Raw genomic sequence first — 24,923 nt, forward strand, 5'->3', positions numbered from 1 at the left:
CGCGTCCCGTCTCGATCATCACTGTAGTGCCGGTTCCGCCGGCGCGGATTGGGTTGAACACGTCAGAAGGCCTCTCTCAGCCAGTGCCCGACGCGCGAAAAATAGCCATCGGCCTCGCCCTGCGAGGCCCTGCGGCGGCGCGCCTCGAAATGTTCGAGACCCGCCACCTGCGGATAGACGAGAAGCCCGGTCGCCACCGCGAACGACGCACCGCGCGCGGCCTCCGGCAGGCGCGAAATGCCGAGCGGGCGGCCGATGCGCACCTGCGGGCCCAGCACCTTGCCGACCAGCTCGGCATAGCCGGTGAGCTGCGAGGCGCCGCCGGTAAGCACGACGCGCTGACCCGCGCCCGCGGCATGGCCCGAGGCCACCAGCCGGTCGCGAATCATCTCGACGATCTCCTCGATGCGCGGCCGGATGATCTGCAGCAGGCGCGACTTGGGAATCGCGCGCGGCAGGTCGCGGTGGTCGTCGGAAATCGAGGGAACGGTCAGCATCTCGCGGTCGTCGGCGCCGAGCGCCATCACCCCGCCATGCAGGCTCTTCAGTCGCTCGGCATCGGCGAGGCGGGTGGACAGGCCGCGCGCCACGTCATTGGTGACATGCTGGCCGCCGACCGCGATGCCGTCGACATGCACGCATTGCCCGTTCACCACCACGGCGACGGTGGTGGTGCCGGCGCCGAAATCGATCAGCGTCACGCCGAGCTCGGATTCGTCGTCCGCCAGCGTCGAGAGTGCGGCGGCGTAGGGCGCGGCAACCATCGCCTCGACGCCGAGATGGCAGCGCTCGATGCACAGCAGGAGATTGCGTACCGCCGAGGCTTCGGCGGTGATGACGTGCAGGTCGACGCCGAGGCGCCGGCCCAGCATGCCGCGCGGCTCGGCGATGCCGGCGACACCGTCGATGGCGTAGCCGACGGGCAGCGCGTGCAGGATGGTGCGGCCCTCGCCGACCACGAAGGTGGAGGCGGCGTCGAGGACGCGGCGGATGTCACCTTCCGCGACCGCCGGCTCCGGCAGGTCGACCTCGGCGGCGAAATGTTCGGAGGACAGCCGCCCGCCCGCCATGGAGACCACGACGGAGGCGATCTGCGCGCCGGCCATGCGCTCGGCGGCATCCACCGCGCGGCGGATGGCATGCTCGGCGCGCTCCATGTCCACCACCGTGCCGCCCTTGATGCCGTGGGCGCTGGTGTGGCCGATGCCCAGAATATCCACCGAATGGGTGCGGCGGCGCAGGCTGGAGGAGAAATCGCGCGGCTTCAGCCGGGCGATCAGGCAGACGATCTTGGAGGTGCCGACCTCCAGCACGCCGACGACGCCGGAACGCTTGGGGGGGATCGGCCGCATCTTCGGGGCGATCTCGAAGGGAGCGCGGGGCCTCATGTATTGCCTCCCTTCTTCGCAGCCTTGGCTTTCGCCTTCAGCTCGGCCTGGCGCGTGTCGTAGGCAGCGTCCGAGAGGCGCACGGAAACGCGATCGGCAAGCCGCAGATCGATGATGGTGATGTCGCGCGACAGCAGCGACTTGTCGCGGTCGAGCATGGCGAGCGCGGAGAGCGCCTCCGGCATGTCCTTTTCCGGCAGGCGCACGTCGATGCCGTTGCGCATCTTCAGCGTCCAGCGGCGGTCGGCGACGCGGATGGCTGCGCGGACCTGCTCGCGCACCGCCGGCACGAGGCTCAGCGCCTCGACGATCTCGGTGACGTGACGCTCGGCGCCGTCGCCGACCACGATCGGCAGGCGGATGTAGCGCGGGTCGTCGGAATAGGGCGCGATGACCGTGCCATCGCGGGCGATGACGTTGATCATGCCGTCCTTCTGCCAGAGCGCGAAGCCCTCGCGTTCCACCACCTGGATGTCGAGGCGGTCGGGATAGAGCTTCTGCACGGTCGCCCGCTTGATCCAGGCGAGCTGCTCCAGCTTGGTGCGCGCTTCTTCCGCGTCGAGGAACACCAGCGATGAGGTCGGCTTCACGCCGGCGGTGGCGAGGATTTCGCCCGGGGTGACGTGATTCTGGCCGGAGAGATTGACGGTGGCGATCTTGAAGCCGGCGATGTTGGCGCCGACATCGGCCATGTCGCGGACGGTCTCGATCGCCTCGGGCATATGGCCGCCGCGCTGGAGGCCGTAGGCGCCGGTGGCGGCGAACAGCAGCGCCACCAGCCAGGTGCCGGCGCCGCAGGTCGCGGCGCGCGAGGAGGACAGGCCGACAAACAGCCGGCGCCCGCCGATGACGACGCGGTTGAACACCCGCCCGCCGGCGCCGGAGGCCGCCGAACCAGACGTCGTCTTGCCCGACGCGGACTTGCCGGTCGCAGCCGGCTGACCGCGCCCCGAGGGCCGGTCAGCGCGCGCGCCGCGCATCTGTCTCGTGGCCGTGCCCGCGCCGTCTCCCGCAGGCGTCTGCCTGGGGTTCAGCGATCGAGCGAGGCGTCCTCCACCATCCATTTAACCAACTCACCGAACGAATGGCCTGCATGGGCTGCAAGTTCGGGCACAAGCGAGGTCTCGGTCATTCCGGGCTGCGTATTGACCTCCAGAACGATCAGGCCGGATTCGTCTCCGGTCCGATCGTCGTATCGGAAGTCCGTTCTGCTGATGCCCCGACAGCCGAGCGCGCGATGCGCCTTGACCGCTAACATCTGCGCCTTTTGGTAAACATTCGGTAAAATTTGGGCCGGAAGGATGTGACGAGATCCGCCGGGGGCGTATTTTGCCTCGTAATCGTAGAACCTTAGATCCGACTGGATTTCGATGACGCCCAGCGGCTCGTCATTCATCACCGCGCAGGTGAGCTCCAGACCGGGAATGTAGCGCTCGGCGAGAATCAGTTCGCCATGCGGCCAGTCGGCGCGCGTCAGCTCCTGCGGCGGGTGCTCCTGATCCTCGGGGACGATGAAAACGCCGACCGACGAGCCCTCGTTCACCGGCTTCAGCACATAGGGCCGCTCCATGACGTGGCCGCGCGCGGCCTCCAGCCGGCTGACCACCCGGCCCTCGGCCAGCGGAATGCCGTGGGCCGCCAGAATGATCTTGGCCTGCGCCTTGTCCATGGCCAGCGCCGAGGCCAGCACGCCGGAATGGGTGTAGGGAATCTGCAGGAATTCCAGCAGGCCCTGAATGGTGCCGTCCTCGCCATAGGGGCCGTGCAGCGCGTTGAGCGCGACGTCGGGCTTGAGCTGGGTGAGCACCTGCGCCACGTCGCGGCCGACATCCACCCGCGTCACGCGCAGGCCGACGCTCTCGGCAGCTTTGGCGCAGGCCTCGCCCGAGCGCAGCGACACTTCGCGTTCCGCCGACCACCCGCCCATCAGGACGGCGACATGCTTCGACATGGTGTTCTCCTCGCGCCCGTGATGACCGGGCCAACAGCGTCACTCTTGTCTCCTCCCCCCGCGTGGAGAGGAGGAACCGTCAGGCCGGAATGCCGATTCTCTTGATCTCCCAGTCCAGCTCGACGCCGGACTGGGCCTTGACCCGGGCGCGGACCTCCTCGCCCAGGCCCTCGATGTCGGCCGCCGTGGCGCCGCCGGTATTGATCAGGAAATTGCAGTGCATTTCCGAGACCTGCGCCGCCCCGCGCCGCAGCCCCCGGCAGCCGGCGGCGTCGACGAGCTGCCACGCCTTGTGGCCGGGCGGGTTCTTGAAGGTCGAGCCTCCGGTCTTTTCGCGAATCGGCTGCGAGGCTTCGCGGGCCTGGGTGATTCGCTCCATCTCGGCGAGGATGTCCGCCGGCTCGCCCGGCTCGCCCTGATAGAGCGCGCTGGTGAAGATGATGTCGGCAGGCGCGCCGGAATGGCGATAGGAGAAGCCGAAATCGGCATTGGCGAACACATGGACGCGGCCCTGCCGGTCGACCCCGCGCGCCTCGATCAGGCGATCCTTGGTCTCGCCGCCATGGGCGCCGGCATTCATCCGCAGCGCCCCGCCGATGCCGCCGGGAATGCCGCGATAAAAGGCGAGCCCGGCAATGCCGGCATCGGCCGCCGCGCGGGCAAGCTTTACGTCCGGCACCGCCGTCCCGGTGCGGATGCGGTGCCCGTCCTCGACCGCGATCGCGCTGAAGCCGCGCCCGAGGCGAATCACCACGCCCGGCACGCCGCCGTCCCGCACGATGAGATTGGAGCCGAGCCCGATCACGGTGACCGGGATATCCGCCGGCAGCGCCTTGAGGAAATAAGCGAGATCGTCCTCATCCGCCGGGGTGAACAGCAGCTGCGCCGGCCCGCCGACGCGGAACCAAATGAGATCGGCCAGCGGCTGATTCGCGATGAGCCGCCCGCGCAGGTCCGGCAGGCGGGCGGCCAGTTCGGCCGTGATGTCGGGGAAGCTCACGCCGCGCTCTCCCGCGCCAGCTGCTCGGGCAGCGCGTAGGCCCATTGGGTGATGTTGCCGGCGCCGAGGCAGATCACATAATCATCCGGCTTCGCCAGCCCCTTCACCAGCCCGGCCAGCGCATCAGGCCCGGACAGCGGCATCACCGAGCGGTGGCCGCGCGCGCGCAGCGCCTCGACGAGATGATCGCGGTCGATGCCCTCGATCGGCGCTTCGCCGGCGGCATAGACATCGGCGACGATCACATGGTCGGCGTCGTTGAAGCAGGTGGCGAACTGGTCGAACAGCGATTGCAGGCGGGTGTAGCGGTGCGGCTGCACCACGGCGATCACCTGCCCGTCGGTCGAGGCGCGGGCGGCGCGCAGCACGGCGGCAATCTCCACCGGGTGGTGGCCGTAATCGTCGAAGATGGTCACGCCATCCACCTCGCCGGTGCGGGTGAAGCGGCGCTTGACCCCGCCGAAGCCGGCGAGCGCCGAGCGGATCTGTTCGTCGCTGGCGCCCAATTCGCGGGCGACCGCGACGGCGGCGGTGGCGTTCAGCGCATTGTGCTTGCCCGGCATCGGCAGAACGAGGTCGCGCAATTCGTGCACCACGGTGCCGGCGCGGTCGCGGAACAGCACGGAGAAGCGCGACTGCCCGCCCTTGAGGTCGACATCGACGATGCGCGCATCCGCCTGCGGGTTCACGCCATAGGTGATGACGCGCCGGTCCTCGACGCGCCCCACCAGCGCCTGCACCACCGGATGGTCGGTGCACATCACCGCGAAGCCGTAGAAGGGCAGGTTCTCGATGAAGGTGCGGAAGGCCGCCTGCACCGCGTCAAAGGTCTTGAAGTGGTCGAGATGCTCGGGGTCGATATTGGTGACGATGGCGACCTCGACCGGGAGCTTGAGGAAGGTGCCGTCGCTCTCGTCGGCCTCGACCACCATCCACTCGCCATCGCCGAGCCGGGCATTGGTGCCGTAGGCGTTGATGATGCCGCCATTGATCACGGTCGGGTCGAAGCCGCCGGCGTCGAGCAGGGTGGCGACCAGCGAGGTGGTGGTGGTCTTGCCGTGGGTGCCGGCAACGGCGACGCAGCTTTTGAGCCGCATCAGCTCCGCCAGCATCTCGGCGCGGCGCACCACGGGCAGGCGCTTGGCGCGGGCGGCGACCAATTCGGGATTGTCGCGCTTGATCGCGGAGGACACCACCAGCACCTCGGCGCCCTCGATGTTCTCGGCCGCGTGGCCGATCAGCACCTTCACGCCCTTCTCGGCAAGGCGCTTCACATTGGCGCTCTCGGCGGCGTCCGAGCCCTGCACCGTGTAGCCGAGATTGTGCAGCACCTCGGCGATGCCGCTCATGCCGATGCCGCCGATGCCGACGAAATGGATGGGGCCGAGTGAGAGCGGAAGTTTCATGGAAGCGGTTTCCTCTGGCAGCCCGGGCGCGCATAGGGCGCGGGCGCACGGTCGGGGCGCGCAGGATTAGCCGACCGGAGCCGTGCCGTCATCCCGGCGCCCTCACACCCGGATATCGGCAATTCTGACGACGAGATCGGCGAGACGCTCGGCGGCATCCGCCCGCCCCACCGAATGCGCGGCGTCGGCCATGGCGGAAAGCGCCGCCGGATTGGCCGCAAGGCGCGTGATGTCGGCGGCGAAGCGCTCCGGCGTGAAATCCGATTGCAGCACCAGCAGCGCACCGCCGGCATCCGCCAGCGCGGTGGCGTTGGCGAGCTGGTCCTGATCGAGCGCGCCGGGCAGCGGCACCAGTATCGAGGGTCGACCGATCACCGACAATTCGGCGACGGTGGAGGCGCCGGAACGCCCGATGACCAGATGTGCCCCCGCCATGCGCGCGGGCAGGTCGTCGAAGAACGGCGCCAGCTCGGCCTTCACGCCGTGCCGCGTATAGGCAGCGCGCACGGTCTCGATATCCTCGGGCCGCGCCTGCTGCACCACGTCGAGCCGGGCGATCAGCTCCGGCGTCAGCAGCCGAAGCCCCGCCGGCACGATCTCGCTCATCACCCGCGCGCCCTGGCTGCCGCCGAACACCAGCAGCCGCAGCGGACCGCCGACCATCGGCGCGGCATAGCGCGTCCCGGCCGCCGCAATCACCGCCGGGCGCACCGGATTGCCGGTGTGGTGGGCCTTGGCGGCGAGCGCCGGCGCATGTGCGAACAGGTTGGGATAGCCGGTGGCGATGGCGGTCACGCGGGAGGCCAACATCGCATTGGCCCGGCCCATCACCCCGTTGGCCTCGTGGATCAGCGTCGGGCGACCGGAGAACACGCCGGCCAGCAGCGGCGGCACGGTGGGATAGCCGCCAAAGCCGACCACGGCGGCCGGCTTCAGCCGGCGCATCAGCCGGTAGCCCTTGAGAATGCCGGTGCCGAGCGCGAGCCCGGTCTTCGCCAGCGCCACGGGCGAGCGCCCGCGCATGGTATCGGCGGGCAGGACGTGCAGCCGGCGCGCCGGGAAATGCCCGGCATAGCGCGCCGCGCGGGCATCGGTCGCGAGGTCCACCGCGATGCCGCGACGGGCCAGCGCGCCGGCCAGCGCCTCGGCCGGGAACAGGTGGCCGCCGGTGCCGCCGGCGGCGAGCAGGACGAGAGGCGAATTGTCGGCCATCGCTGTCTCCTCAGGCCGGCTGCGCGCGCGCGCCGAGCCGGGTGCCCAGCCGCTCCAGCTCGGCGAGGGTCGCGGTGCGCGGGCGCCGGCGCGTCAGGGCCAGCAGCATGCCCATGCCATAGGCGAGCGAGAGCAGCGAGGAGCCGCCATAGGAGACGAAGGGCAGCGTCATGCCCTTGGCCGGCATCAGATGCAGGTTGACCATCATGTTGATGCAGGACTGCAGGCCGAACAGGATGGCAAGGCCCGCGACTGCGAAACGCACGAACGGATCCTCGTCATGCATCGCCCGCGACAGCGAGCGCAGCACGATGAAGGCGAACAGCCCGGCGATCATCATGCACAGTACCGCGCCGAACTCCTCGCCGGCCACCGCGAAGATGAAGTCGGTATGGCCGTCCGGCAGCACCTTCTTATAGGTGCCCTCGCCCGGCCCCTGACCCAGCCAGCCGCCGTTCAGGAACGAATCGATAGCGAGGTCGATCTGGTAGGTGTCGCCGGATTCCGGATCGAGGAAGCGGTCGATGCGCTTGGTGACGTGCGGCACCATCGTATAGGCGATGAACAGCCCGGTCGCGCCGACGCCGCCCAGGCCGACCACCCAGATCAGCCTCAAGCCCGCGAGGAAGAACAGGCTGCCCCATACCAGCGAGACCAGCATGGTCTGGCCGAAATCGGGCTGCATCACCAAGGGCGTCACCACCGCGCCGAGCAGGCCGATCGCCAGCCACTGCCCCGGCATTTCCGGCCGGCGCACGCTCTCGGAGAACAGCCAGGCGGCGATGATGACGAAGCTGGGTTTGAGGAATTCCGAGGGCTGCAGCGTGATCGAGGCGATATTCAGCCAGCGCCGCGCACCCTTGACCTCCGGACCGACGAACAGCGTCGCCCAGACCAGCGCGAGGAACAGGATGAACAGCACCAGCGCGAGGCGCCGGATATTGCGTGGGGAGAGCAGCGAGGTCGCGATCAGCACGACGATGGCGGGGATAAGGAACATCACCTGCCGGTTCACGAAGTGGAACGGATCGGCGATGCCGAGGCGCGAGGCCACCGGCGGGCTCGCCGCCAGCGCCAGCACGATGCCGATGATCATCAGCGCGGCGAGCGCCCCCAGCAGCAGGCGGTCGATGGTCCACCACCATTCGCCGACCACGGTCCTCTCGGCACGCGAAATCATCTACGCCACTCGCTCAAGAACTACGTCCTGCGCGACTATCGAACGGTTAAGGTTGACGCCGGCTTAATGCCGGGCGCTTCCGGCGGGCGGACGGCTCACTTCGCCGACATCCAGCGGCATCAGCGTCGCGCGTGCGCCGTCACGCACCACGCGGTTGCGCCCGCTGTCCTTGGCGGCGTAGAGCGCGAGATCGGCCCGGCGCATCAGCCCGGAAAGGGCATCGGCCTCGGTGCCGGAGACCGGCGGCGCCACCTGTTCAGGGCCCGCGACCGACACGCCGATGCTCACCGTGACCGGAATCGGCACGCCCTCGACCACCATCGGCGCCGCCGCGATGAAATTGCGCAGCGTCTCCGCCACCTTGTGCGCTTCGGCTTCGCCGGTGCCCGGCAGCAGCACCACGAATTCCTCGCCGCCGAGCCGTGCCAGCAGGTCCTGCTCACGCAGGGCGCGGTGGCATTTCTCCACGAAACCACGCAGCACGAGATCGCCGGCGGCATGGCCGAACCGGTCGTTCACCCGCTTGAAGAAATCGATATCGATCATCAGCACGGCGGTCGGCAGGCCATCCCGGCGCGCCGCCGACAGCGCGGCTTCGCCTTCGGCGAGGAAGCGGCGGCGGTTGCTCGCCCCGGTCAGCGCATCGGTATCGGCGAGTTGCCGGAGCTGGTTGACGAGATGGCTATGGTCGGAGACGTCCCAGTAGACCAGCACGGTACTGTCGCCGAGCGCGCGCAGCCGGAAATGGATCAGCCGCTGCGTCCCGTCCTTCGCGGTCACGATCCACTCGGACATCTGGATGTAGTTCTTTTCCTCCCGCGCCTGGCGCACGCCCTGCGCCCAGCCGTCGATCGCCATCTGGCGATAGGTCGGGTCGGGATAGGCAAGGCGCCACCAGTCGTCGAGGCTGAACACGTCCTCGATCGCGTAGCCCAGCAGCGCCACGCCGTAATGGTTCATGAACAGGCACTGGTCGTCGCGGTCATAGATCTCCACGCCCACGGGCATGGATTCCATGATCTCGCGGATATCGTCCTGGATGGCGGAGAGCTTGCCGGCGGCCTCGTGCTCGGCGCGGCGGTCGTGAAGCGTCAGCAGGCAGCGCCCGTCTTCCAGACGCGACAGCGCGACGTCGAGCGTGCAGTCGCGGCCGGCAATGGAACAGGCGATGGGGCGCGGGGCCGGCGCCGGGCCGGCGTCCTTCATGGCGCTCACCGCCTTCGCCGCCTCAGGTCCGATCAGCTCCGCCAGCGCGCAGGGCAGCGTGAACCCGGCGCCGATCAGCCGGGCCGCCTCGGCATTCAGCGCGATGACGACGGCAAGGTCGCCATCGGCGAGGACCAGCGGCGCACGCACATGGTCGAACCATCCGGGAATGGCGTCAGGCATCGCGAAAGTCCGTCTCGACCTGTATCCGACGACGGGGCACGACCTTGGCCAATGCCCGTGGCAATCCACGGACAATCGCGCGAATACCCCCTTAGCGCAATGCGTTGACCAGCGTGCGGAAGGCGTCGCCGCGTACCTCGAAATTGCGAAACTGGTCGAAACTCGCGCAGGCCGGTGACAGGAGCACGACCGGGTGTGCCAGCCCGGAGGCGGCCGCGTCACGCGCGGCGGCGGCCACCGCCACCTCCAGCGTGCCGGATATCTCGTGTGGCACCTCGCCGCCCAGCGTCGCGGCGAAATCTTCGGCCGCCACGCCGATCAGATAGGCCTTGCGGATGCGCGGGAACCACGGCTTCAGCGGCGTGATGCCGCCCTCCTTGGGCTTGCCGCCGGCGATCCAGAAAATATCGTCGAAGCTGGTCAGCGCCCGCTCGGCGGCGTCGGCATTGGTCGCCTTGGAATCATTGACGAACAGCACATTGCGAATCGTGCGCACCTGCTCCATGCGGTGCGCGAGGCCGGGGAAGGAGCGCATGCCGGCCGCGATGATCTCCGGCGCCAGCCCGAGCGCGCGGGCGCTGGCGAAGGCGGCGGCGGCGTTCTGCGCATTATGCGCGCCGCGCAGCGAGCCGATGCCGGCGAGTGGCAGCTCATAGATGCGCTCGCCTTCCTCGCTGACCACCAGCGTCTCGCCGTCGAGCCAGATGCCGTCATGGAGCGCCTCGCGCACCGAGACGCGCACCACATTGCCGCCCGCCGCGATCAGCCGCTCGGCGATCGCGCGGCACCACGGATCGTCGACGCCGACCACCGCCGTGCCGCCCACCTCGACCTGGGCCACCAGCCGCTCCTTCACCGCCGCGTAGTGCTCCATGTCGCCATGGCGGTCGAGATGGTCCGGCGAGAGGTTCAGCAGCACGCCGACCGACGGATCGAGGCTGGGGGCGAGGTCGATCTGGTAGGACGAGCACTCGATGACATAGACCTGGCCCTGCTTGAACGGCTCCAGCCCGAGAATGGCCGGGCCGAAATTGCCGCCGATCTGCGCATCGCGCCCGCCGACCTTCATCAGATGCGCCAGCAACGCGGTGGTGGTCGACTTGCCGTTGGTGCCGGTGATCGCGGCCATGGGCGGCCGGCGCGTCGCCAGCCGGCGCTCGCGGCAGAACAGCTCGATGTCGCCAATGACCTCCACCCCGGCGCTTTTAGCCATCCGCACGCTCCAGTGCGGAACGGGATGGGTCAGCGGCACGCCGGGCGCCAGCACCAGCGCGTCCACCGCGCCCCATTCCAGCGAGCGCAGGTCTCCGGTGGGGATGTCGGCGTCGTCGGCCTTCTCCACCGCCTCGATGTTGTCGTCCCAGGCGATGATGTCGGCACCGCCGGCCATGAGCGCGCGCGCGGTGGCAAGCCCGGAGCCGCCGAGGCCGAACAGGGCGACGCGGCGGTCCTTGAAGGTGGTGACGGGAATCATGTCCGCCTCAGCGCAGCTTGAGCGTGGAAAGCCCGATCAGCGCCAGCACCACGGCGATGATCCAGAAGCGGATGACGATCTGCGGCTCGGTCCAGCCTTTCTGCTCGAAATGATGGTGGATCGGCGCCATCTTGAACACGCGCTTGCCGGTGAGCTTGAACGAGGCCACCTGCACGATCACCGACACGGCTTCGAGCACGAACAGGCCGCCGATGATGCCGAGCACGATCTCATGCTTGGTCGCGACCGCGATGGTCCCAAGCAGGCCGCCCAGAGCCAGAGAACCGGTATCGCCCATGAAGATCTGCGCCGGGGGCGCGTTGAACCACAGGAAGCCAATCCCCGCGCCGATCAGCGCCCCACAGATCACCGCCAGCTCGCCGACGCCGGCGACGTAATGGATCTGGAGATAGTCGGCGAACAGTACGTTGCCCGACAGGTAGGAAATGAGGCCGAAGGAACCGGCGGCCACCATCACCGGCACGATGGCGAGGCCGTCCAGCCCGTCGGTGAGGTTCACCGCATTGCCGGCCGCCACGATGACGAAGGCGCCGAACACCACGAAGAACACGCCGAGATCGATCAGTAGGTCCTTGAACAACGGGAATGCCAGCGAGGTGGAGAGCGGCATGCGCCCGACATTCATGATCACCACCACCGCGACGCCGGCGATGACCGCCTCGATGGCGAGCCGCGTCTTGCCGGAGAGCCCGTTATGGGTCTGCTTGGTGACCTTCAGATAGTCGTCATAGAAGCCGATCAGCCCGAAGCTGATGGTCACGAACAGCACCACCCAGACATAGGGGTTGGCGAGGTTCGCCCAGAGCAGGATCGCGACCATCAGGCCGGAGAAGATCATCAGCCCGCCCATGGTCGGCGTACCCTTCTTGGTCAGAAGGTGCGACTGCGGGCCGTCGGTGCGGATCGGCTGACCCTTGCCCTGCTTCAGCCGCAGCAGCGCGATGATCGTCGGGCCGAACATGAAGACGAACAGCAGCGCGGTGATGATGGCGCCGCCGGTGCGGAAGGTGATGTAGCGGAAGACATTGAGAGCGGGAACGCTCTCCTGGAACTGGGCCAGCCATTGCAGCATCGGATCAACCTTCCGCCGGGACGCTCGAAGAGGGGAACCGCTCGATCAGCGCGCGGACCAGGGGTCCCATCCGGCTGCCGTTCGAGCCCTTGACCATGACGACATCGCCCCCGCGCAGGCGGTCGGCGACGAGAGGAAGCAGCGCGCCGGCATCGGGCGCCCAGGCGCCGCGCCGGGTCTCCGGCAGCGCCTCCCACAGCGCGCGCATCAGCGGGCCGGCGCAGAACACCAGCTCCGCGGCGCTTGTGGCCGGGGCGAGGTCGCGGTGCAGCCCCTCGCCGGCGATGCCGAGTTCCAGCATGTCGCCGAGCACGGCGATGCGCCGCCCGCGTCCGTCCACCGGCGTCACCGCCAGCACGGACAGCGCGGCGCGCATCGAGGCCGGGTTGGCGTTGTAGCTCTCGTCGATCAGCAGCGCCTGTCCGCCCTTCACGCCAAGCGGGGTGCGCACGCCGCGCCCCGGCGGCGGGCCGAGCGAGGCCAGCGCCATGGCGGCGAGCGCGAGATCGGCCCCGGCGAGCTTGGCGCCGGCCAGCACGGCCAGCGCGTTCTGCACGATGTGGCGGCCGGGCAGCCCGACCTTGAAGCTCACCGTCTCGCCCATGATGTCGGCCAGCGCGGTCGAGCTCTGCGGCTGAAGCGCGACGCTGAGCAGGCGCGCCTGCGCGCCGGGCGCCTCGCCGAAGCCGACGATGGTGGTGATGCCGGCCGCGCGCGCGGCATTGGCGAGGTGGTCGTAATAGGGATTGTCCCGGTTCAGCACCACCGCCCCACCCGGCTCGATGCCGGAGAACAGCTCGGCCTTGGCGTCGGCGATGGCCTCGACGCTTGGGAACTGGGCGATGTGCACCGGCTCGATGGTGGTGATGATGCCGACATGGGGGCGTACCATCGCCACCAGCGGGGTGATCTCGCCGGCATGGTTCATGCCGAGCTCGAACACGCCATAGGCGGCGCCGCGCGGCAGGCGGGCGAGCGACAGCGGCACGCCCCAGTGATTATTGTAGGAGGCGGCCGAGGCATGGGTCGGGCCGTCGGCCGAAAGCGCGAGCGCCAGCGCCTCCTTGGTGGTGGTCTTGCCGACCGAGCCGGTCACCGCGACGATGCGGGCATGGCTGCGGGCGCGCGAGGCACGCCCGGCCGCTTCCAGCGCCTGCAGCACGTCGTCAACCAGCAGCAGACGGGCGCCGTGGGGCATGGCGGTTCGGCGCGCCCGCGCCACCACGCACAGCGCCGCCCCGCGCGCCAGCGCCGCCTCGACATAGGCATGGCCGTCGCTGTTCTCGCCGGTGATGGCGAAAAACGCGTCGCCCGGCTCCAGCGTGCGGGTGTCGATCGAGATGCCGCCGACCGCGCCGTCCGGCGTCTCCACGATCGGGCCGGACACCGTGGCCTCCGTCGCCGCCGCCAGTTCGTGAATGGTCCAGAGCGGCACCCTGCTGGGCATGAGAGACGTCCCCCTTAGCTCGCGATCGCCGCGATCGCCGCACGCGCGCTCTCGCTGTCCGAGAACGGCAGGGTGCGCTCGCCCACGATCTGGCCGGTTTCATGGCCTTTGCCGGCGATGAGCACGACATCCCCAGATTGCGCCATCGCGACGGCGGCGTGGATCGCCTCGGCCCGGTCGCCGATCTCGCGCGCGCCGGGAGCGCTGGCGAGGATGGCGGCGCGGATATCCGCCGGGTCCTCGCTGCGCGGGTTGTCGTCGGTGACGATCGCGATATCGGCGTCGTGCACCGCGATCTCGCCCATGATCGGGCGCTTGCCGCGGTCGCGGTCGCCGCCGCAGCCGAACACTAGGATCAGCCTGCCCGTCGCATAGGGCCGCAGCGCGGCCAGCGCATTGGCGAGCGCGTCGGGCTTGTGGGCGTAGTCGACGAACACCCCGGCGCCGCGCGCGGTGCCGACCAGCTCCAGCCGGCCGGGCACGCCTTCAAGGTGCAATACCGCGTCGAGCGCCTCGTCCGCCGGCGCGCCGGTGGCGATGGCGAGGCCCGCCGCGACCAGCGCGTTCGCGGCCTGGAACGCGCCGACCAGCGGCAGCAGCAGCGAATGGCGCGTGCCTTCGACCTCAATTTCGAGCCGCTGGCCGAGCCCTTCGTCAGTGCGCGACAGCAGGGTGATGCCGGCCCCGGCATTGCCGACGCCCATCACCTCCAGCCCATGATCGGCCGCAACTTCCGCGACCTGCCCGCCTTCCGCGCTGTCCACCCACACCACGGCGGGCCGACCGCGCGGGAGCAGGTCGCGGAACAGCCTGAGCTTGGCGGCGAGGTAGTCCTCCATGGTCGGGTGATAGTCGAGATGGTCGCGCGAGAGGTTGGTGAAGGCCCCCGCCGCGAGCCGCACCCCGTCGAGGCGATGCTGGTCGAGCCCGTGCGAGGACGCCTCGATGCACAGATGGGTGACGCCCTCGCCGGCCAGCGTGTCGAGCGTGCGATGCAGTTCGATCGGGTCGGGCGTGGTGAGCGAGCCATAGACCGCGCCGGAGGGCGCGACCACGCCCAGCGTGCCGAGGCTGGCGCTGGCATGGCCGAGCCGCGCCCAGATCTGCCGGGTGAAGGCCGCGACCGAGGTCTTGCCCGAGGTGCCGGTGACCGCCGCGATGGTCTCCGGCTGGCGCGGGAACGCCCGCGCGGCCGCCAGCGCCACGGCGCGGCGGGCATTGCCGACCCGCACATAAGGCGTGCCGGGATCGAGGCCGGGATTTTCCGCCTCGCCGACCACCGCGCTCGCCCCGCGCGCCAGCGCGTCGCGGGCGAAGGCCATGCCGTCGCTCCGGGCTCCGCTCAGCGCGAAGAACACGTCGCCGGCCCGCGCCTTGCGGCTGTCGAGCACCGGCTCGCCCACTTCCAGCGCGGGATCGGCGGCGCTGTAATCGGCATCCTCGCCGACCAGCGCGCTCAAGCTAAGCCTGATGCAGCCGCTGCCGGTGGGTCGGATTGCGTTGTGCATGCTCAACTGCCTCTAACGACACCCGGCGAAGCCGTGCCGCCGGCGTCTTCCCCGGCCCGTCGCGGGATAGCCTGTTTCCGATTCGGATAGCCGATTCCCGCCCCCTCACGCACGGGAAATCGGCGTCATGCCAGCCCCGCGCGGCGCGGCCGGGCCGTCTACTGCGCCTGAGCGATCTTGTAGTCGTTGAGCAGGCTCTCGGCCGGCGGCAGGTCGGTGCGTGGCATGATGCCGAGCAGCGGCCCGATCCGGCTGATGATGGTGCCGGTGGTCGGCGCCGCGTTCCAGCCCGCGGTCGCATAGCCATAGGTGCCCTCCACCGGCTGCGGCTCGTCCAGCATGACCAGCACCAGATATTGCGGGTCGTCCATCGGGAACACGGCGGTGAAGGTGGTGAGCAGCTTGGTCTTGGAATAGCGCCCGTTCACCACCTTCTCGGCGGTGCCGGTCTTGGCGCCGACATAGTAGCCGGGCGTGTTGGCCTTCTTCGCGGAGCCCTTCTCGGCATTGAGCCGCAGCAGATAGCGCATCTTGGCGCTGGTCTCCGGCTTGATGACGCGGACGGAGAGCGCCGCGACCTCTTCCGGGGTGCGCTTGAGGAAGGTCGGGGGAATGAGATAGCCCCCGTTCACCAGCGCGTTGACCGCCATCACCGCCTGAAGCGGGGCCACTGCGAGGCCGTGGCCGAAGGCGATGGTGGCGGTGTTGAGGTCGCCCCAGCGCTTGGGCACGATCGGCGCCGCGCTTTCCGGCAGCTCGGTGCGCAGCCGGTCGAGCTGGCCCATCTTCTTGAGGAAGGCCTTGTGCGCGTCGACGCCGAGCGCCAGCGCCATCTTGGCGGTGCCGATGTTCGAGGAGACGAGGAACACCTCGGGCAGGGTCAGCACCCGGTTCTCGGCGTGGTAGTCGCTGATCTTGAACTTGCCGAAATGCAGCGCGCCGCGCGCATCCAGCGTCGAGTTGATGGTGAAGCGGCCGCTGTCCAGCGCCATGGCGAAGGTCAGCGCCTTGAAGGTCGAGCCCATCTCGAAAACGCCGGTGGTGAGGCGGTTCAGAGCCTTGGGATTGAGCGCGCCGGACGGGTCATTGGCATCGAAATCCGGCAGCGAGGCCATGGCGACGATCTCGCCGGTACGCACGTCGACCACGGTGCCGGCGGCGGCGATGGCCTTGAACTTCTCCTTGGCCGCGAAAAGTTCGTCGCGCAGCACATGCTGGACGCGCAGGTCCATCGCCAGATCCACCGGCTCCTGCTGGCGGTCGGAGGCGAAGCCCGCGAGATGCAGGTCGGCGAGGCCGCGGCTGTCGACCCATTTCTCAAGGCCGGCGATGCCCTGATTGTCGATGTTCACCGAGCCCAGCACATGGGCGCCGAGATTGCCGCCGGGATAGACGCGGCGGTTCTCGGTCATGAAGCCGATGCCGGGAATGCCGAGATTGTGGATTTCGCGCTGCTGCTGCGGCGTGATCTCGCGCTTGAGCCAGACGAAGCCGCGATTGGAATCGAGGCGCTTGCGCAGTTCGTTGACATCGAGGTCCGGCAGCACGGCGGAGAGCGCCTCCACCGCCTCATCGACATCGATCAGCCGCTTCGGCTCGCCGAACAGCGAGGAGGATTTCACATCGGTGGCGAAGACGAGGCCGTGGCGGTCGAGGATATCGGGCCGCGCCGAGGCCACCGCGTCGGAGGCGACGCCGCGCCGCGCCAGCGCCCCGTCCGGTGCCGAGGCGAACATGGCGAGCCGGCCGGCGATAGTGAGATAGACGCAGCCGAACACGATCATGCACAGCAGGATGCGGGCCCGCGCCACGGCGTGCGGCTCCGGCCGGCCGCGCCCGGCGGCGCTGCGCACCACCCCGACCAGCGCGCGCAACAGGCGCAGCGGCAGCAAGGCGAGCCAGCGCGGGGCGGCGGCGAGACGGGACGCGGCGAAGCGGAAAGCGGCCATGGCGGAAGACCTCCTCGCGAGATTACTGGCCGACCGCTGCCGGCGGCAGCAGCGGGCGGGACGCGGCGGGATTGAGCGGCGCGCCGATGGCGCCCTGCGGTCCCGCGTTGAAGACAGGGCGCTGCGGCGCCATCACCCCGGCCGCCGGCATCGCCGAGAGCGGCAGCGGCTGGGTGGGATCGGCCGCGCGCGCCGTGGGCACCGCCGGACGCGGGGCCGGCTTCACCGCCGCGGGCCGGGGCTTCTCCGCCCCCGGGTCCACGCCGCCGAGAATCGAATTGATGCCCCCCGACGGGCCGTCGACCAGCGCCTCGATCATGCCGCCGAGCGCGTCGCCGTTCTGCTCGGGCTTAGACGGCAGGCTGGCGAGCTTGTCCATGCGGGTGATGTCCAGCGGCTGCATGTCGAGGTGATGCTCGGCCAGCGCCTGCACCCGGTCCGGCGCGGTGCGACGCGCCCATTCCGCGTTCAGCGTGGCGATGCGGTCGCGCTCATAGCGGATCTCGCCGCGCAGCGACGCGATCTTCTGCGCCTCGAACGCCGCCGAATATTTGACGTGATAGACCGCCCCCGCCGCCGCAAGCAGCGCGATCACCGAAACGAAGTTGAGGATGCGGAACATGTCTTCGGACCTCAGCGGCGACGGGTGTCGAAGGCGGGAAGCGGGGGCAGCAGCGATGACAGATCGCCGCCCCCATGGGCGGGCGCCGTCGTGCGCTCGGCGGCGCGCAGCTTGGCCGAACGCGCGCGGGGATTGGCGACGAGTTCGGCCTCCCCCGCCTCGACCACGCCGCGCGCCACGAGGCGGAAGCTTGGCGCCGCGGCCTGCGCCGCCGGCAGGTGACGCGAGCCCGAGGCCGACTTCGCCCGGTTGGCGATGAAATTCTTGACGATGCGGTCTTCCAGCGAATGGAAGGTGACCACGACCAGCCGCCCGCCGGGCTTGAGGATGCGTTCCGCCGCTTCCAGAGCGCGGGCAAGTTCGCCCAGTTCGTCATTCACCGCGATGCGCAGCGCCTGGAAGCTGCGGGTCGCGGGATGCGGCTCGTGGGGCTTGGCCCACACCACTTTGGAGATGATCTCGGCGAGCTGGAGCGTGCGCTCGATCGGTGCTTGCCCCCGCGCCTCGACGATCGCCTTGGCGACGCCGCGCGAGCGCCGCTCCTCGCCGAAGCGATAGAGCAGATTGGCGAGCTCGGTCTCGGAGAGCTTGTTCACCATGTCGGCGGCGGAAACGCCCTCGCTGGACATCCGCATGTCGAGCGGCCCGTCGCGGCGGAAGGAAAAGCCGCGCTCACCCTCGTCGATCTGCATCGAGGAGACGCCGATATCGAGCACCACGCCGTCGACCTGGGGCGCGTCCAGCATGGCCGCGACCTCGGCGAGATTGCCGAAGCGGTCCTCGACGATGGCGAGCCGCTCGGGAAAGGCGCGCACGAGATCGGCCCCGCCGGCCACCGCGCTCGGATCGCGGTCGATGGCGATCACCCGGCAATTCGCCGCGTTCAGGATGGCGCGGGTATAGCCGCCGGCGCCGAACGTGCCGTCGACATAGACGCCGCCCTCCTTCGGGGCGAGCGCCTCCACCACCTCCGCCAGAAGGACGGGCAGGTGCCGGGCCTCGCTCGCCGGGTTGTCACCTTGCTGGGTGGGATCGCTGTGCAACGGAGTACGCTACTCGGAACGGGACTTGGGAACGGGACTTGGGAACGGGACTTGGGAACGGGACTTGGGAACGGGACTTGGGAACGGGACTTGGGAACGGGACTTGGGAACGGGACTTGGGAACGGGACTTGGGAACGGGACTTGGGAACGGAAAGCTCAAATAATCGCAGGGGCCGGCGGGAACGCCGGCGACGCCTCATCGGCGACGCATCCGATTCACTCCCGGCCCTGAGGCGCGATTAACGCTCCATGAACCTTAAGAATCGGTTGAATGCGGCGCACATGCCGGTTAGCTCGGTCGGCATGGAGACTTCCGCGCCACAGTTTTCCCCGGATTCCCCGCTTGCCGCGCGGGTGCTGCCCTCGCCCAATCACGGCGAGCGGATCGGCGTTACCGTCGCCGACATGCTGGTGCTGCACTATACCGGCATGACCTCCACCGAAGAGGCGGTGGAGTGGCTGCGCACGCCCGAGCGCGGCGTCTCCGCGCATTACGTGGTGTTCGAGACGGGCGAGATCGCCCAACTGGTCCCGGAAGCGCGCCGTGCCTGGCACGCCGGGGTCTCGTCCTGGGAAGGCGCCAGCGATATCAACTCACGCTCGATCGGCATCGAGATCGCCAATCCCGGCCACGACCACGGCTACCCGCCCTTCCCCGCGATCCAGATCGAGGCGGTGACCGCGCTCGCCAAGGATATCGTGACGCGGCTGCGCATCGCGCCCGAGCGCGTGCTCGCCCATTCCGACGTCGCCCCGACCCGCAAGGACGATCCCGGCGAGAAATTCCCGTGGGAGGTGCTGCACCGCGCCGGCGTCGGCCACCTCGTGCCCGAGGCGCCGCTCGACGACGGGCGCTTCTTCATGCGCGGCGAACATGGCCAGCCGGTCGAGGCCCTGCAGGCCATGCTGGCATTCTACGGCTATGGCGTGCCGGTCACCGGCAGCTATTGCGAAACGACGGAGGCGGTGGTGCGCGCCTTCCAGCGCCATTTCCGCCGGGCGCGGGTCGACGGCATCGCCGATGTCTCGACGCTGGCGACGCTCTATCAGCTGGCGCGCTCGCGGCCCGGTGCCGGCGGTTCCTCAGACGCCTGATCACTTCGTGTAACAAAACGGGAGGTCGCGGCGCACCTCCTGCGTCAGCATCGTTCGCCGGCGCGCGCTCTCGCGCAACGATGTGTCGCAAACGTTGCGGTTGCGCCACACAGATTAAAGGTTGTGGCGAAACGGGACAGGCTTCGTCCCGAACGCGAACGATTCGAGCCTCATTCGAGACAGATTTTCCCGGCGATTCATGGCGCTGCGAAATCGACCTGAAAAGGCTTCACCGGAATAATGGCATCCCGCAACGTTTTTTGTGCTTCGCTCATCATCGCCTCGACTGTCGCCCTCGGCGCCAACTGCGCCAGCGCTAATTCGAACAACCTGAAATCCCAAGAGATCGACGCGCCCAGCTCGCGCGAACAGCTCGCAAAAATCGTCGACCGGGAGGCGAAGACAAATGGCGTTCCGGTGGCGCTAGCCCGCGCCGTGGTGCGCATCGAGAGCAACTGGAAGACCCATCTGACCGGGCGCGCCGGCGAGGTCGGGCTCATGCAGATCAAGCACCAGACCGCGCGCGGCCAGGGCTATGGCGGCAGCCGCGCCGCACTCTACGACCCGGAGACCAACATCAAATGGGGCATGCGCTACCTCGCGGGCGCCTATCGCCTCGCCGGCGGCGACACCTGTGGCACCGTGATGCGCTATCAGGGCGGGCATGGCGCGCGGCGCATGTCCGCGACCGCCCGCGCCTATTGCAGCAAGGCCCGCACGCTGATGGCCTCGAACTGACAACTCGTTTTCGCGTGCGCGCCGGGCTTTCTGGTTGCGCGTTCCGTCCCGGCGCGCGCGCGTTCCTGCCTTAAATCCTTGACGCGGCGCGCCCGCTCCCCCATTCACTGGCGCGCCAGCCGGCCGGACGGCCGCGTCGCCCGCAAGGGCGCCGAGGAAAGTCCGGGCTCCACGGAGACACGGTGCCGGATAACGTCCGGCGGGGGTGACCCCAGGGAAAGTGCCACAGAAAGCAAACCGCCGCGGACCCGTCCGCGGTAAGGGTGAAAGGGTGCGGTAAGAGCGCACCGCGCGGCCGGCAACGGAAGCGGCACGGCAAACCCCACCGGGAGCAAAGTCGTATAGGGGTGGCACGATTCCGGCCTGCCGGGATCAGATCTGTCCTCGGATAGCCACCCGGGTTGACTGCTTGAGGCGCCGAGTAACCGGCGTCCCAGAGGAATGGCCGTCACGTGGGAGCAATCCCGCCATACAGAACCCGGCTTACAGGCCGGCTGGCACCTAAGACGTCCATTCGAGAGGTGAAGCGGCGTGCAAGGGATGCTATCCCTGCCCCTGCCGCGGTCCGGCGGGCCTCTGCCGCGCCGCCCATCAAAGGAGCGCCGAATGACCGTTCAATCGTCCTCCCGCCTGTCCCGCTCCCACCTGTCCCGCTCCCGCGTGCCCGCCCTGGCGGCAGCCCTCCTCGCCTTGCTCGCCCCATCGCTCGCGCAGGCCTGCACCCGCACCCTGTTCGTCGGCGCCGACCAGACGGTGATCACCGGCCGCAACATGGACTGGAAGGAGGACATGGGGTCCAATTTGTGGATCCTGCCCGCCGGCATGAAGCGCGATGGCGCCAGCGGCCCGAAGTCGCTGGAGTGGACCTCGAAATATGGCAGCGTGATCGTCTCCGGCTATGACGCCGGCACCACGGACGGCATGAACGAGAAGGGCCTCGTCGCCAATATTCTCTACCTCGCGGAGTCCGACTACGGCACGCCCCATGCCGGCAAGCCGTTCCTGTCGATCTCGCTCTGGGCGCAATATGTGCTCGACAGCCACGCCACCGTGGCGGAGGCGGTCGCCGACCTGAAGGCCGAGCCGTTCACGCTGCTCGCGCCGACCTTGCCCAATGGCGCACCCGCCGCGCTCCACCTCTCGCTCTCCGATTCGAGCGGCGATTCCGCGATCTTCGAGTATATCGGCGGCAAGCTCGTCATCCATCACGGTCGCGACTACACGGTGATGACCAACTCGCCGGCCTATGACCAGCAGCTCGCGCTCAATGCCTATTGGCAGGAGATCGGCGGGCTGACCTTCCTGCCCGGCACGAACCGCGCGGCGGACCGCTTCGCCCGCGCCTCCTTCCTGCTCGGCGCCATCCCCAGGAAGCTCGACCCCCATTATATCGCCGGCGTGCCCGGGCATTCCTTCGCCAATCAGGCGGTGGCGGGAGTGATGAGCGTGCAGCGCGCGGTGAGCGTGCCGCTCGGCATCACCACGCCGGACCAGCCCAACATCTCCTCCACGCTCTGGCGCACCGTCGCCGACCAGAAGAACCGGGTGTATTTCTTCGATTCCGCCACCCGTCCCAACACGTTCTGGGTCGCCTTCGACAAGGTGGACTTCGCGCCCGGCACCGGCGTGCGCAAACTCGACCTGGCAAAGGGCGAGGTCTATGCCGGCGAGGTCAGTGGCGAATTCCAGCCGTCCCCGCCTTTCAGCTTCCTGCCCGGCAAGCCGCCGGCGTGAGCCACCGGAGCTTTTCATGACCATCCGCATTCTCCTCGCCGGCGCCACGGGCTGGGTCGGCCGCGCCTTGGTGCCGGCCATCGCCGCCGCGCCGGACCTCGAACTTGCCGCCGCCGTGGCCCGCTCCGCCGCCGGAACCGTCATCGACGGCGCGCCGGTCTTCGCCAGCATCGAGGAGGCGCTCAAGGTCCCGGCCGACGTGCTGATCGACTACACCAAGCCCGGCGCGGTGAAGGCCCATGTCGCGGCCGCGCTCAATGCCGGGCTCCACGCCGTGGTCGGCACCTCGGGGCTCGGCGCCGCCGACTATGCCGAACTCGACACGCTGGCCCGCGAGCGCGGCCGGGGCGTGCTTGCCGCCGGCAATTTCTCCATCACCGCGACCCTGCTCAAGCGCTTTACCCTTGAGGCGGCTAAATATGTCGCCGATGTCGAGATCATCGACTACGCCTCCGCCGGCAAGCCCGACGCGCCCTCCGGCACCGCGCGCGAGCTGGCCGAGACGCTGGCCGGGGTACGGCTTCCCGCCACCAGCCGGCCGGTTTCCGAGGTCTCGGGCGTGCCGGCGACGCGCGGCGGCGCGTTCGGCGAGGGCGTGCGCGAGGTGCGGGTTCACGCGCTGCGCCTGCCCTCCTTCGTCCTCGGCGTCGAGAGCATTTTCGGTGCACCTGACGAGCGGCTCACCCTCCGCCACGATGCCGGCTCTTCGGCCGCGCCCTATGTCGCGGGCACGCTGCTGGCGGCGCGCAAGGTCAGCGGATGGACCGGCGTGCGGCGCGGGCTCGATACGCTGCTGGATTGACGGGCGAAGTTCGACGGCTCAGTCCTCGCCGGCCGGCGCTTCGGGCGCTGCGATCGGCGAGGCGAACTGACGCTCGTCGGTGAAGGAGCGCACATTGCCGGTCGAACCGGTGCTGGTGCGGTCGAGGCCCAGCCATTTGGCGAGCGGAATGCCGGCGGGCGGCAGCGGCACGCCCGGCGGGCGCGGGCGCGTCTGCTGCGCGGGAGCCGCCGCGGGGACAGGGGCGGGCTGCGCGGGATAGCCTTGAGCCGGATAACCTTGCGCCGGGTAACCCTCCCCGGGATAGGCCGGCGCCGGATAGGAAGGCGCGGCCGGATAGTCCGAGGTCGCGGGATAGGGCGAGAGCGGCGCGGCGCTCGGCTGCGGCCGGTAGTTCGGATCGACGCCATGGTTCGAGGGCTGGCCATAAGCCGGTTGCCCATAGCCGGGGGACAGCTGGATCGGCGCACCGACGGCGCCACCCGCGGGCGCCGGATAGGCCGAAGCCGCCGCGGGATAGGCTTGTGCCGGATAAGGCTGCGCGGGATAGGGCTGCGCGCGAGCTTGGGCGGGAGCGGAGACCGGGGCATTGCTGCTCACCGGCTCGCCCTCTTCGTCATAGGCCGGCTCGACCTCGTTGACCGGGCCGGGCGTCGAGACCATCGATCCCGGATAGCCGCGCATCGGCGGCGCCTTGTAGATCGGCAGGTTGGGCGGCCGCGGCACCACGGGCGCGGGCTTGCAGGTGGTGCTGCGGGAGGCGCGGCGCATCAGGTCCACATGGATGTGGTTGTAGTGGTAGATGTTCGAGCCCGGCGCCAGCACCACGGTGAAGCGCTGGCAGGCCGAGGCCTGCACGGTGCGCAGGAAGCCGGCCTCGTCAGGGCGCCCCTTCCAGCCGGACTGCACCGAAATCTCGCGTCCGTCGGCCAGCACGAAGCCACCAATATCCAGCCCGTTGCCGAAGGCGTGCTCGGAGGTCTTCCCGGTCTTCGCGCCGTTCATCTTGCGGCAGGAATAGGAGGACATCTGCTTCACCTTCGCCACCGGCTGGCCGAACCAGGCCATGGCGGCGGGCTGGATATCCTGCTCGATCCAGCGGTCGACCGCCGAGGTCATCGGGCAGGCTAGCGTCGCCTTGGGTGCCACTTCCACCGAGCCGTTGCCGAAGGCCGATATCTTGAAGGGATGGTCCATGCCGCAGGTGCCGGCGCCGTCGATCGCGCGCATCGGCTGGATGTAGGCGGAAGGCTTGACCAAGCCCTCCGCCAGACACCGCTGTTCAGCTGCCGAGCGCCAGGGTTCGCGCTGTTCCAGCCCGAACTTGCAACCCGAGAGCCCCAGAAGGACGAGCGGGGCTACGAAAAACCAGGATACGCCGCGCGCCATGTCGGCAAGCTAGAACCGCTTTGGTTGACAGCCGGTTAAGAGCAGCGCGCGTCTTCGACCTGAAAATGCAAATGGCCGGAGAGAACTCCCCGGCCATTTATTTCGAATTTTAAAACGATTTAGATATTCTTCACGATATCCTCGACCATTTTCTTGGCGTCGGCGAAGAGCATCATGGTGTTGTCGCGGAAGAACAGCTCGTTCTCGACGCCGGCATAGCCGGCCGCCATGCCGCGCTTGATGAACAGCACGGTCTTGGCCTTCTCGACGTCGAGGATCGGCATGCCGTAGATCGCCGAGGTCGGGTCGGTCTTGGCCGCCGGGTTGGTCACGTCGTTGGCGCCGATGACGAAGGCCACGTCCGCCTGCGCGAACTCGGAGTTGATGTCCTCCAGCTCGAACACCTCGTCATAGGGCACGTTGGCTTCCGCCAGCAGCACGTTCATGTGCCCGGGCATGCGCCCCGCCACCGGGTGGATGGCGTACTTCACCTCGACGCCCTCCTCCTTCAGCTTGTCGGCCA

At 69.1% G+C, this 24,923-nt stretch carries 22 protein-coding genes and 1 other RNA gene; 5 read left to right on the plus strand and 18 right to left on the minus strand.

All coding sequences use genetic code 11. The annotated features are described in order from the left end of the window. Positions 1-62 precede the first annotated feature (62 nt). From ftsA to rsmH, 15 genes are all read right to left on the minus strand, one after another. A complete protein-coding gene (gene ftsA, locus VRZ77_RS17730; RefSeq protein ID WP_414593918.1) occupies positions 63-1,388 on the minus strand; it encodes a cell division protein FtsA in 1,326 nt (441 codons plus the stop codon). Continuing rightward, positions 1,385-2,368 (minus strand): cell division protein FtsQ/DivIB, encoded by a 984-nt coding sequence (locus tag VRZ77_RS17735; protein ID WP_414593919.1) that lies wholly within the window; start codon positions 2,366-2,368, stop codon positions 1,385-1,387. Before VRZ77_RS17735 ends, ftsA begins: the two co-directional genes overlap by 4 nt. A 50-nt stretch (positions 2,369-2,418) precedes the next feature. Continuing rightward, positions 2,419-3,339 carry a D-alanine--D-alanine ligase gene (locus VRZ77_RS17740; RefSeq protein ID WP_414593920.1) on the minus strand — a complete coding sequence of 307 codons (921 nt, stop codon included), beginning with the start codon at positions 3,337-3,339 and terminating at the stop codon, positions 2,419-2,421. 79 nt (positions 3,340-3,418) lie between these two features. Beyond that, a complete protein-coding gene (gene murB / locus VRZ77_RS17745) occupies positions 3,419-4,339 on the minus strand; it encodes a UDP-N-acetylmuramate dehydrogenase (RefSeq protein ID WP_414593921.1) in 921 nt (306 codons plus the stop codon). Further along, entirely contained in the window at positions 4,336-5,745 is a 1,410-nt protein-coding gene (murC, locus tag VRZ77_RS17750; protein ID WP_414593922.1) for a UDP-N-acetylmuramate--L-alanine ligase, read from the minus strand. Before murC ends, murB begins: the two co-directional genes overlap by 4 nt. Positions 5,746-5,847: 102 nt before the next feature. Beyond that, a complete protein-coding gene (gene murG, locus VRZ77_RS17755) occupies positions 5,848-6,957 on the minus strand; it encodes an undecaprenyldiphospho-muramoylpentapeptide beta-N-acetylglucosaminyltransferase (protein WP_414593923.1) in 1,110 nt (369 codons plus the stop codon). A gap of 10 nt (positions 6,958-6,967) precedes the next feature. Beyond that, positions 6,968-8,137 (minus strand): putative lipid II flippase FtsW, encoded by a 1,170-nt coding sequence (gene ftsW, locus VRZ77_RS17760; RefSeq protein ID WP_414593924.1) that lies wholly within the window; start codon positions 8,135-8,137, stop codon positions 6,968-6,970. A gap of 63 nt (positions 8,138-8,200) precedes the next feature. Beyond that, positions 8,201-9,526, minus strand: a complete 1,326-nt coding sequence (locus tag VRZ77_RS17765) for a GGDEF domain-containing protein (protein ID WP_414593925.1) — start codon at positions 9,524-9,526, stop codon at positions 8,201-8,203. A gap of 91 nt (positions 9,527-9,617) precedes the next feature. Continuing rightward, positions 9,618-11,000: a UDP-N-acetylmuramoyl-L-alanine--D-glutamate ligase gene (gene murD, locus VRZ77_RS17770; protein WP_414593926.1), complete on the minus strand. Its 1,383-nt coding sequence runs from the start codon at positions 10,998-11,000 to the stop codon at positions 9,618-9,620. A gap of 7 nt (positions 11,001-11,007) precedes the next feature. Further along, entirely contained in the window at positions 11,008-12,093 is a 1,086-nt protein-coding gene (gene mraY, locus VRZ77_RS17775; protein ID WP_414593927.1) for a phospho-N-acetylmuramoyl-pentapeptide-transferase, read from the minus strand. Positions 12,094-12,097: 4 nt separating this feature from the next. After that, positions 12,098-13,540, minus strand: coding sequence for a UDP-N-acetylmuramoylalanyl-D-glutamyl-2,6-diaminopimelate--D-alanyl-D-alanine ligase (locus VRZ77_RS17780; RefSeq protein ID WP_414593928.1), 1,443 nt, complete (start codon positions 13,538-13,540; stop codon positions 12,098-12,100). A gap of 14 nt (positions 13,541-13,554) precedes the next feature. Next, positions 13,555-15,048, minus strand: coding sequence for a UDP-N-acetylmuramoyl-L-alanyl-D-glutamate--2,6-diaminopimelate ligase (locus VRZ77_RS17785; RefSeq protein WP_414593929.1), 1,494 nt, complete (start codon positions 15,046-15,048; stop codon positions 13,555-13,557). Positions 15,049-15,206: 158 nt separating this feature from the next. Next, positions 15,207-16,997, minus strand: a complete 1,791-nt coding sequence (locus tag VRZ77_RS17790) for a peptidoglycan D,D-transpeptidase FtsI family protein (RefSeq protein WP_414593930.1) — start codon at positions 16,995-16,997, stop codon at positions 15,207-15,209. Between the two features lie 22 nt (positions 16,998-17,019). After that, positions 17,020-17,619 carry a hypothetical protein gene (locus tag VRZ77_RS17795; protein ID WP_414593931.1) on the minus strand — a complete coding sequence of 200 codons (600 nt, stop codon included), beginning with the start codon at positions 17,617-17,619 and terminating at the stop codon, positions 17,020-17,022. An 11-nt stretch (positions 17,620-17,630) separates the two neighbouring features. Beyond that, on the minus strand, positions 17,631-18,662 hold the full coding sequence (gene rsmH / locus VRZ77_RS17800) for a 16S rRNA (cytosine(1402)-N(4))-methyltransferase RsmH (protein ID WP_414593932.1): 1,032 nt from the start codon (positions 18,660-18,662) through the stop codon (positions 17,631-17,633). A gap of 304 nt (positions 18,663-18,966) precedes the next feature. Between rsmH and VRZ77_RS17805 the strand changes: the two genes are divergently transcribed. Continuing rightward, positions 18,967-19,758, plus strand: a complete 792-nt coding sequence (locus tag VRZ77_RS17805; protein ID WP_414593939.1) for an N-acetylmuramoyl-L-alanine amidase — start codon at positions 18,967-18,969, stop codon at positions 19,756-19,758. A 197-nt stretch (positions 19,759-19,955) separates the two neighbouring features. On the opposite strand, the gene VRZ77_RS17810 is transcribed toward VRZ77_RS17805, so the two are convergent. Continuing rightward, positions 19,956-20,204: a hypothetical protein gene (locus VRZ77_RS17810; protein ID WP_414593933.1), complete on the minus strand. Its 249-nt coding sequence runs from the start codon at positions 20,202-20,204 to the stop codon at positions 19,956-19,958. On the opposite strand from VRZ77_RS17810, the gene VRZ77_RS17815 reads away from it, so the two are divergent. The 4 genes from VRZ77_RS17815 (at position 20,176) to dapB (ending at position 23,032) form a co-directional block, all read left to right on the plus strand. After that, the gene (locus VRZ77_RS17815; protein WP_414593934.1) at positions 20,176-20,496 is read left to right on the plus strand and encodes a transglycosylase SLT domain-containing protein; all 321 of its coding nucleotides are present in this window, start codon (positions 20,176-20,178) and stop codon (positions 20,494-20,496) included. The genes VRZ77_RS17810 and VRZ77_RS17815 overlap by 29 nt on opposite strands. A 115-nt stretch (positions 20,497-20,611) precedes the next feature. Further along, positions 20,612-20,998: RNase P RNA component class A (gene rnpB, locus VRZ77_RS17820), an RNA gene on the plus strand. Positions 20,999-21,102: 104 nt separating this feature from the next. Then, complete coding sequence (locus tag VRZ77_RS17825; protein WP_414593935.1) at positions 21,103-22,230, plus strand: linear amide C-N hydrolase; 1,128 nt, start codon at positions 21,103-21,105, stop codon at positions 22,228-22,230. Between the two features lie 16 nt (positions 22,231-22,246). Further along, positions 22,247-23,032, plus strand: a complete 786-nt coding sequence (gene dapB / locus VRZ77_RS17830; RefSeq protein WP_414593936.1) for a 4-hydroxy-tetrahydrodipicolinate reductase — start codon at positions 22,247-22,249, stop codon at positions 23,030-23,032. An 18-nt stretch (positions 23,033-23,050) separates the two neighbouring features. On the opposite strand, the gene VRZ77_RS17835 is transcribed toward dapB, so the two are convergent. After that, positions 23,051-24,400: an extensin family protein gene (locus VRZ77_RS17835; protein WP_414593937.1), complete on the minus strand. Its 1,350-nt coding sequence runs from the start codon at positions 24,398-24,400 to the stop codon at positions 23,051-23,053. A 119-nt stretch (positions 24,401-24,519) separates the two neighbouring features. Further along, on the minus strand, positions 24,520-24,923 hold a 404-nt coding region (locus VRZ77_RS17840), incomplete at its 5' end, for an NAD(P)(+) transhydrogenase (Re/Si-specific) subunit beta (protein ID WP_414593938.1).

The sequence above is a fragment of the Ancylobacter sp. G4_0304 genome, assembly GCF_047501495.1.
Lineage (GTDB): Bacteria > Pseudomonadota > Alphaproteobacteria > Rhizobiales > Xanthobacteraceae > Ancylobacter.

Bases quoted from the DNA above. Each gene is read 5' to 3' on its own strand.
- VRZ77_RS17765 (WP_414593925.1), bottom strand. From the start codon at position 9,526: ATGCCTGACGCCATTCCCGGATGGTTCGACCATGTGCGTGCGCCGCTG.
- murG (WP_414593923.1), bottom strand. From the start codon at position 6,957: ATGGCCGACAATTCGCCTCTCGTCCTGCTCGCCGCCGGCGGCACCGGC.
- mraY (WP_414593927.1), bottom strand. From the start codon at position 12,093: ATGCTGCAATGGCTGGCCCAGTTCCAGGAGAGCGTTCCCGCTCTCAAT.
- VRZ77_RS17785 (WP_414593929.1), bottom strand. From the start codon at position 15,048: ATGCACAACGCAATCCGACCCACCGGCAGCGGCTGCATCAGGCTTAGC.
- VRZ77_RS17790 (WP_414593930.1), bottom strand. From the start codon at position 16,997: ATGGCCGCTTTCCGCTTCGCCGCGTCCCGTCTCGCCGCCGCCCCGCGC.
- VRZ77_RS17810 (WP_414593933.1), bottom strand. From the start codon at position 20,204: ATGCGCACCACGGCGCGGGCTAGCGCCACCGGAACGCCATTTGTCTTC.
- VRZ77_RS17805 (WP_414593939.1), top strand. From the start codon at position 18,967: ATGGAGACTTCCGCGCCACAGTTTTCCCCGGATTCCCCGCTTGCCGCG.
- VRZ77_RS17795 (WP_414593931.1), bottom strand. From the start codon at position 17,619: ATGTTCCGCATCCTCAACTTCGTTTCGGTGATCGCGCTGCTTGCGGCG.
- ftsA (WP_414593918.1), bottom strand. From the start codon at position 1,388: ATGAGGCCCCGCGCTCCCTTCGAGATCGCCCCGAAGATGCGGCCGATC.
- VRZ77_RS17735 (WP_414593919.1), bottom strand. From the start codon at position 2,368: ATGCGCGGCGCGCGCGCTGACCGGCCCTCGGGGCGCGGTCAGCCGGCT.
- murC (WP_414593922.1), bottom strand. From the start codon at position 5,745: ATGAAACTTCCGCTCTCACTCGGCCCCATCCATTTCGTCGGCATCGGC.
- VRZ77_RS17780 (WP_414593928.1), bottom strand. From the start codon at position 13,540: ATGCCCAGCAGGGTGCCGCTCTGGACCATTCACGAACTGGCGGCGGCG.
- VRZ77_RS17825 (WP_414593935.1), top strand. From the start codon at position 21,103: ATGACCGTTCAATCGTCCTCCCGCCTGTCCCGCTCCCACCTGTCCCGC.
- murD (WP_414593926.1), bottom strand. From the start codon at position 11,000: ATGATTCCCGTCACCACCTTCAAGGACCGCCGCGTCGCCCTGTTCGGC.
- ftsW (WP_414593924.1), bottom strand. From the start codon at position 8,137: ATGATTTCGCGTGCCGAGAGGACCGTGGTCGGCGAATGGTGGTGGACC.
- dapB (WP_414593936.1), top strand. From the start codon at position 22,247: ATGACCATCCGCATTCTCCTCGCCGGCGCCACGGGCTGGGTCGGCCGC.
- VRZ77_RS17835 (WP_414593937.1), bottom strand. From the start codon at position 24,400: ATGGCGCGCGGCGTATCCTGGTTTTTCGTAGCCCCGCTCGTCCTTCTG.
- VRZ77_RS17740 (WP_414593920.1), bottom strand. From the start codon at position 3,339: ATGTCGAAGCATGTCGCCGTCCTGATGGGCGGGTGGTCGGCGGAACGC.